This window comes from Mesorhizobium sp. M4B.F.Ca.ET.089.01.1.1 (assembly GCF_004022605.1).
Taxonomy (GTDB): domain Bacteria; phylum Pseudomonadota; class Alphaproteobacteria; order Rhizobiales; family Rhizobiaceae; genus Mesorhizobium; species Mesorhizobium abyssinicae.
In genome coordinates, this window is sequence record NZ_RZOS01000302.1 from 1 (window position 1) to 7,099 (window position 7,099).

5 protein-coding genes and 1 pseudogene are annotated in these 7,099 nt (G+C 68.5%); 5 read left to right on the forward strand and 1 reads right to left on the reverse strand.

The genetic code is table 11. The features are described 5' to 3' along the window. The 5 genes and pseudogenes from EN780_RS23475 to EN780_RS23495 all read left to right on the forward strand — a co-directional run. Nucleotides 1-287 (forward strand): annotated as a pseudogene (locus EN780_RS23475) (LysR substrate-binding domain-containing protein); the annotation flags it as partial. 90 nt (nucleotides 288-377) lie between these two features. After that, nucleotides 378-2,456: a hydantoinase/oxoprolinase family protein gene (locus EN780_RS23480; RefSeq protein ID WP_128275461.1), complete on the forward strand. Its 2,079-nt coding sequence runs from the start codon at nucleotides 378-380 to the stop codon at nucleotides 2,454-2,456. A gap of 4 nt (nucleotides 2,457-2,460) precedes the next feature. Beyond that, complete coding sequence (locus EN780_RS23485; RefSeq protein WP_128275462.1) at nucleotides 2,461-4,446, forward strand: hydantoinase B/oxoprolinase family protein; 1,986 nt, start codon at nucleotides 2,461-2,463, stop codon at nucleotides 4,444-4,446. Continuing rightward, entirely contained in the window at nucleotides 4,443-4,745 is a 303-nt protein-coding gene (locus EN780_RS23490) for a (2Fe-2S)-binding protein (RefSeq protein ID WP_128275463.1), read from the forward strand. The genes EN780_RS23485 and EN780_RS23490 overlap by 4 nt, the downstream gene beginning before the upstream one ends. Next, on the forward strand, nucleotides 4,742-6,109 hold the full coding sequence (locus EN780_RS23495) for an FAD/NAD(P)-binding oxidoreductase (RefSeq protein WP_128275464.1): 1,368 nt from the start codon (nucleotides 4,742-4,744) through the stop codon (nucleotides 6,107-6,109). Before EN780_RS23490 ends, EN780_RS23495 begins: the two co-directional genes overlap by 4 nt. A gap of 38 nt (nucleotides 6,110-6,147) precedes the next feature. Here the strand turns inward: EN780_RS23495 and EN780_RS23500 are convergent. Further along, nucleotides 6,148-7,099: FAD-binding oxidoreductase (locus tag EN780_RS23500; protein ID WP_133372686.1), on the reverse strand; the 952-nt coding region annotated here is incomplete at its 5' end.

Consider the following 7,099-nt stretch of genomic DNA (forward strand, 5'->3'; position numbering starts at 1 on the left):
CGGCCCGCGCGCAGGACGTGGCGCTTTCGCCCTCGCTCGAGATCGACGTCTCCATCTCCGCCGTCGGCTTCGTCCAGGCTGGTCTCGGCATCGGGCTCGTCGACGCCCTGCTGCCTTGGCGCCAGTTTGCCGGGCTTGCCGTCAGGCCGCTGGCAGCGGGGCCGGAATTTCCGATCGCTCTGCTCACCTCGCGCACACGCGCCCTTGCACGGGCCGACGAGATGATGCGCGACCAGATCCGCGCCGCCTGCTCTGCCGTTCTGGGCGGCGACAAGGCAAAGGCATAAGCAAACCTTATATGCTTGCCCATCATCCATCTTGGACCCAGACCGGCCAGCCGTGCCAGCTTTCTGCAGGCAGACAGGAAGGGACGCACCATGGATGGGGTCATCACTGGGGATGAGGCGCAAAGCGGAACCGACTGGAAGGTCGGCGTCGATATCGGCGGGACTTTCATCGATTTCTGCGCGCTCGAGGCGAACTCGGGACGCGTGGCCTCGCTGAAGGTGCTGACGACGCCGGAGGACCCGGGCGCCGAGCTGATGACGGGCCTCACCCTTCTGGGCGAGCGCGAATGCTTCGATCCGACCCATATGACACGCTTCGTGCACGGCACGACCGTCGGCATCAACACGATCATTCAGCGCAAGGGCGCGCCACTGGCACTCTTCACCAATGCCGGCTTCGAGGACGTCATCGAGCTGGCGCGGCTTCGCATGCCGGACATGTATTCGCTGTTCTGCGCGCGGCCGGATCCGCTGATCGCGCGCGACATGGTGTTCGGCATTCCGGCCCGCATGCGTGCCGATGGAAGCGAATCCCAGGCACCCGACATGGCGGCGGTGGAGCGTGCGGTGACGGCGGCAAAAGCGAACGGGGCGCAGGGGATTATCGTGTCCTTCCTCCATGCCTGGCGCAACGGCGCGCAGGAGGCTTCGGTGAAGTTGGCGGTCGCGCGCCTTGCGCCTGATCTCTTTGTCTTCACCTCGGCCGAGGTCTGGCCGGTCATCCGCGAATATGAGCGCAGCTCGACCGCCATCCTTAACGGCTATGTTCATCCACGCGTCTCTGGCTACCTGACGGCGCTGGAAGAGCGGCTGAAGCGTCGTGGCGTGCCGGCCCGGCTGATGCTGACCAAGTCGAATGGCGGGCTGATGAATGCTGCAGAAGGCAAGCGCGCCTGCGTCAACATGCTTTTGTCGGGAACGGCCTCAGGCGTCATCGGTGCCTCGTGGCTGGCGCGCCAGGCGGGCGAAGACAAGGTGCTGACCCTCGACATCGGCGGCACCTCCGCCGACTTCGCGCTGATCATCGGCGGCGAGGCGCAGTTCGGCACCGGCGAGCTGATCGGCGAGTTTCCGCTCCACATCCCCTCCGTGTCGGTGAGCTCGATCGGCGTCGGCGGCGGCTCGATCGCCAGCGTCGATGCGCAGGGCGTGCTGCGCGTCGGACCGGAATCGGCGGGTTCGACGCCGGGGCCGGCATGCTACGGCCGTGGCGGCACCCAGGCGACGGTCACGGACGCCATGGTGGTGTGCGGATGGCTCGGTCACAGCGAGATGGCCTATGGCCAGCTCCGGATCGATACCGGGCTGGCGCATAGCGCGGTCGGCGAGCTTGCCGCCCGGCTCGGCCGCCCGGTCGAGCAGACCGCGCAGGCGATCCTCGACATCGCGGTGTCGGAGATGTTCGTCGAGGTCGAGAAGCTTGCCTCGCGCGCCGGCGTCGACCTGCGCGAATTCACGCTGATGCCCTTCGGCGGCGGCGGCCCGATGCTCGGCGCCTTCCTTGCCCGCGAACTCGGCATGAAGCGTGTCATGGCGCCGCGCCGCCCCGGCGTGGTGTCGGCGCTGGGCGGGCTGGTGGCGGACCTGCGCGGGGATTTCATACGCACCATCTTCAGCCCGCTGACGGCTGCGTCGCTCCCCGAGATTCGCGAGGCCTTCGATGCTCTCGCGCAAGAGGGGCGCGACTGGCTCGCGGCGCAGGGCCACGACGCGGCGGCTGAGCTCACTCTCTCCTGCGACATGCGCTATCTCGGCCAGAGCTATGAGATCGAGGTCGTCCTTTCACCGCAATGGCTGGCGGACGCCGACCCGGAGGCAATCGAGCAGGCCTTCCACCGCACTCATGAGCAGCTCTACGATTTCCACGACCCGGACGGCGAGATCGAGCTTGTGAACGTGCGGCTGTCCGCCATCGGCGCGGGGCCGAAACTCTCCTTCCCGGAGACAGACGAGATCGGCGCCGCCGCCATTCCGGCGCGCCGCCTCCCGGTCTACACGGGCGCGAGCCTCGAAGTCGTGGACCTCCACGACCGGCAGACCCTGGTGCCGGGCAGCACCTTCCGAGGGCCTGCGGTGGTCGTGCAGGAAGATACTACCTTCGCCATTCCCGCGGGAGCGCAGGCGCAGGTCGACCGCCACCTCAACCTTCTGCTGACCTTCGCGGAGTGACGCCATGTTTGACCGGACAAACCTGCAGGTTCTGGCGAACCACGCCCGCGCGGCGGCCGAAAACATGGCCCACACGCTGCACCGCACCGCGCACTCCGCCTTCGTCAAGGAGACGCAGGATTTCACCGTGATGCTGATGGACCGTGCGGGGGCGACCTTCGCCGTGCCGATGGAACTCGGCGCCACGTGGTATCCGGGACTTTCCTACCACCGCGCGATCGCGATGGTCGACGACTACCGACCTGGAGACGTCGCCTTCACCAACGATCCCTATTCGGGCCACGTCGCCACGCACGCCCCCGACACGCATCTGTGGAAGCCGGTCTTCGTCGACGGCGAGATCGTCGCCTGGACAGGAGGTCACATCCACAACACCGACATGGGCGGGGCGGTGCCGGCATCGCTCAGCCGGGCGCTGACCGAAATCCATCAGGAAGGCATCCGCTTCCCGCCGATGAAACTGGTGCGGGAGGGCGTCTTCGACGAGACGATCCTGCGCATCATGAGCACCAATGTGCGCAAGCCCGACCTCAACATCGGCGACATCAAGGCGCTTGTCGGCGCGCTCAACACCGGCGAGCGCAAGATCCAGGCAATGGTGCGGAAGTTCGGCAAGGCCGGCTTCATCGAAGGGGTTGCCGCGCTTCTCGATCATGCCGAGGCGCAGGCGCGCGACGTGCTGCGCGCCATGCCCGACGGCACCTGGGAATTCGCCGATTACGCCGACGAGGATTCGGTCGAGGCCAATCCCTGCCGGCTGAAGCTGACGCTGACGATCAAGGGCGACGAGGCGGTGCTCGACTTCACCGGCTCCGATCCGCAGTTGGGCTCCTCGCTCAACGTGCCTTCAGGTGGCGACCCGCGCCACACCATGCTGTTGGTCGGCGTCTACTACGTGCTCTACACGCTCAACCCGAAGATCCTGCTCAACACCGGCCTCACCCGGCCCTTCACCTGCATCACTCCCGAGGGATCGGTGCTGAACCCGGTCCACCCGGCAGCGGTGGGCATGCGCTCGCTCACCTGCGCCCGGCTGCGCTCGGTCATCTTCGGCGCCTTCTCGCAAGCAGTGCCCGAGCGCCTGCCCGCGGCGCCGGCCGGCAACAACTGCATCGTCAACGTCATGACTATCGACGAGCGCAGCAGCCGCACGGTCATCGCCGCCGTGAACCCGGTGGTGGGCGGCGGAGGTGCGATGCCGCATCGCGATGGCACCAACGGCTCGGGCGCCGATGCCGCCTATCTCAAGAACACGCCGATCGAAATCACCGAGACCGAGACCCCGGTCGAATTCGTGAAATACGGGCTCGCCAGGGACAGCGGCGGTGCGGGCCGCTGGCGCGGCGGGCTGGCGACCGAGATGGCTTTCCGCGTCTTTGCCCCCGACTCCAGGATCACGGCGCGCAATCGCGACCGCAGTTTTTTCCGTCCCTGGGGCGTGCTGGGCGGCAAGGCGGCCGGCCTGTCGGACATGGTCGTCAATCCGGGCACCGAGCACGAGCGGCGGCTGGGCAACATCGACACCGCGGTGCTGCAGCCCGGCGACCTGCTCGATATCCGCTCTGCCGGAGGCGGCGGGCGCGGCGATCCGCATCTGCGCGAGCCCTGGCGGGTCGCACAGGACGTTCGGCGCGGCTATGTCTCAGAGACATCGGCGGAGCGCGACTATGGCGTCGTCCTACGCGGCGGCGAGGTCGACGAGCAGGCGACGGAAAGGCTGCGCGCGCGGCACAAGCCGTCCCCGGGCCATTTCCATTTCGGCTCCGAGCGCGACGGCTACGAGGCGCAATGGACCCCTGCGGCCTACGACCGGCTCACCGCCATACTGAGGGACCTGCCGATCCACTGGCGGTTCTTCGCCAAGACCGAGATCTTCCGCCGCATGCAGGGACGCTCCGGGCCGGAGGGCGTTCAGGCGGCCTTCGATGCGGCGTGCGAACGGTTCCCCGAACTGCCGCGTCCTCGCCCGGTGCGAGAGGCCGCTGAATGATCAGCGCCGGCCGCATCGTCCGGCTGGCCGAGCGCGACCGGACAGAGGTGAATTTCCTCCTCGATGGCGAGGTGCGTGGCGCGCTTGTGGGCGACACCGTGCTGACCGCCATGCTGGCGTCGGGACAAGCCTTGCGAAAGTCCGAGTTCGGGCCTGAACCCCGCGCGGGGTTCTGCCTGATGGGAGCCTGCCAGGATTGCTGGGTCTGGCAGGAAGAGGGGCCGCGCCTGCGCGCGTGCACAACCCCTATCGCTGAGGGCATGCGGCTGCGCACGACGCCGCCGGAGAGCTGGCCGTGAGCGACGCTTCATCGCCGAAAATCGTGATCGTCGGCGCCGGTCCGGCCGGCATAAGGGCGGCGGCGGTGCTGGTCGAGGCCGGGCTGCACCCGGTGGTGATCGACGAAGGCAATCGCTCCGGCGGTCAGATCTATCGCCGCCCGCCGGACGGATTTACCCGCACGCCGGAGCAGCTCTACGGGTCGGAGGCCGCGAAGGCGCGGGCGCTGCATGCGCTGTTCGACCGGTTGGTCAAGGATGAGCGCCTCACCCATTGCGCGGCGAGTTCGGTCATCGCCGCGCGGGACGGTCGGCTGCATGTGCTGGGGCAGGGCGGCATGCAGCTAGTCAGCTATGACCGCCTGATCCTTGCCACCGGCGCATCCGATCGCGTCGCTCCGGTCCCCGGCTGGCAGAGCGCCGGTGTCTACAGCCTCGGCGCGGCGCAGATCGCGCTCAAGGCGCAGGGCGTGGCTCTAGGGCGGCGGATCGTCCTGATGGGATCGGGGCCTTTGCTGACGCTGGTCGGCGCCCAACTCGTCAAGGCTGGAGCGGATGTGGCGGCGGTGCTGGATACATCGTCCTGGCGCCAGCAGATGCGGGGATTCCTTGGGCTCGCCGCCCGGCCTCTGGTCGCGCTGCGCGGTCTGGCGCTGCGGGCGAGGCTCGGCGGCCGTTACCATGCGGGGGTGACGCTCGAACAAATCGAGGCCGACGAACAAGGTGTCATCGCGATGCGCTGGCGCGACGCTGGCGGCCGCGAACACGTCACCCGATGCGACATGATCGGCATGGGCTGGCACTTGCGTGCTGAGACACATCTGGCCGACCTCGTCGGGTGCGCCTTCGCCTATGACGCGCAGTGGCGGCAATGGCTGCCGAAGGCCGATGCGATGGGCCGTGCCGGGAATGGCGTCTACCTTGCGGGCGATGGGGTTCGGCTTCTGGGAGCCGACGGCGCGGAGATTGCCGGGCGCCTTGCGGCGGCGGCGTGCCTTGCCGATCTCGGACAACCGGCGCCGTCGGCCAGCGCCGATCTGCGCGAGCTCGCGCGGCTCGAGCGCTTTGCCCGCGGTCTGGCCCGCGCCTTTCCCTGGCCGCAGGCGATGGCGCGGGTGCTCCCTGACGACGCGATCGTCTGCCGCTGCGAGAACGTGACTGCAGGAGACATACGCCAGGGCGTGGCTTTCGGCGGCTGCGAGGCTAACAGGGTGAAGTCGCTGTCGCGCGTCGGCATGGGGCGCTGCCAGGGGCGCTACTGCCAGTTGGCTGCCGTCGAGCTTGTCGCGGCACAGGCCGGCTGCACGCCCGGCGCCGTCGGCCGGTTTCGCGGACAGCCGCCCGTCCGACCGGCGCCTATCGGCGCTTTTCTGCGGAACGGCTGACGCAATTGCGGATGCCGCGCATTGATGAGGGTCAAATCCTAGAAATCGGCAACCTTGCCCCAGGCGGAGGCTTCGAAGCGGCGCGGATCGTAGGATGTCGGATCGACGATCGGTTCCGACCCGGTCACCAGATCGGCGACGAGATGACCGGCGCCGGGCCCGATGCCAAAACCGTGTCCCGAAAATCCGGCGGCGAGGAAGAAGCCCGCAACGCTATCGATCTCGCCGATGGCGGGCACGCCGTCCGGCGTGCTGTCGATGTAGCCGGCCCAGGCAGCGCTGATCTTCGTCTTTCTGAGGTCGGGCAGAAGTTCAAGCGCGCGGGCATGGGTCAGACGGATGGTGGCCCGGTCCGGAGCCGGATCGAGGATGCGCATGCGTTCCATCGGCGTCGGCTGGTCGAGCCGCCAGCGCTGCAGCGTTTCGTGCCCCGAGCGCACGCCTTGCAGTCCGCCGGGCGCGAGGCTGCGCCACCGCTTCAGAAACATGGGCAGGAACTGCGACGAGAAGCGCAACTGCTGCGGCGTCACGTCGACGCGGCCGCGCCCGCTGATGGCAAGCGTGTAGCCGCCGTCGCCGCGACGCGTGGCCGAGATCCTCGCCGTGTGCAGCGCATCCGGCAGGCCTTCGGCGCCGGGCGAGACGGACAGGATGGAGGAACGGATCGACGCCTGCGGAAAGCGGAAACCGAACTGCCGGCAAAAGGACGACGCCCAGGCGCCGCCGGCCATGACCGCCACTTTCGTGCGGATCGTTCCGCTTTCGGTGACCACGCCGCTCAGGCGTCCGCCCTCGGTCTCGATGCTGCGCGCGGCGCAATTCTGGTGAACGGTGCCGCCGAGCTTGAGGATGGCGCGGGCGACCGCGGGCGCGGCCCGCGACGGGTCGGCGGTGCCATCGCTCGGCGAGAAGACGCCGCCCTTCCAGGTCCGGCCCGTGGCGCCGCCACGCTCGCTGGCCTCGGCGCCGTCGAGCATATGGGTGGTCACG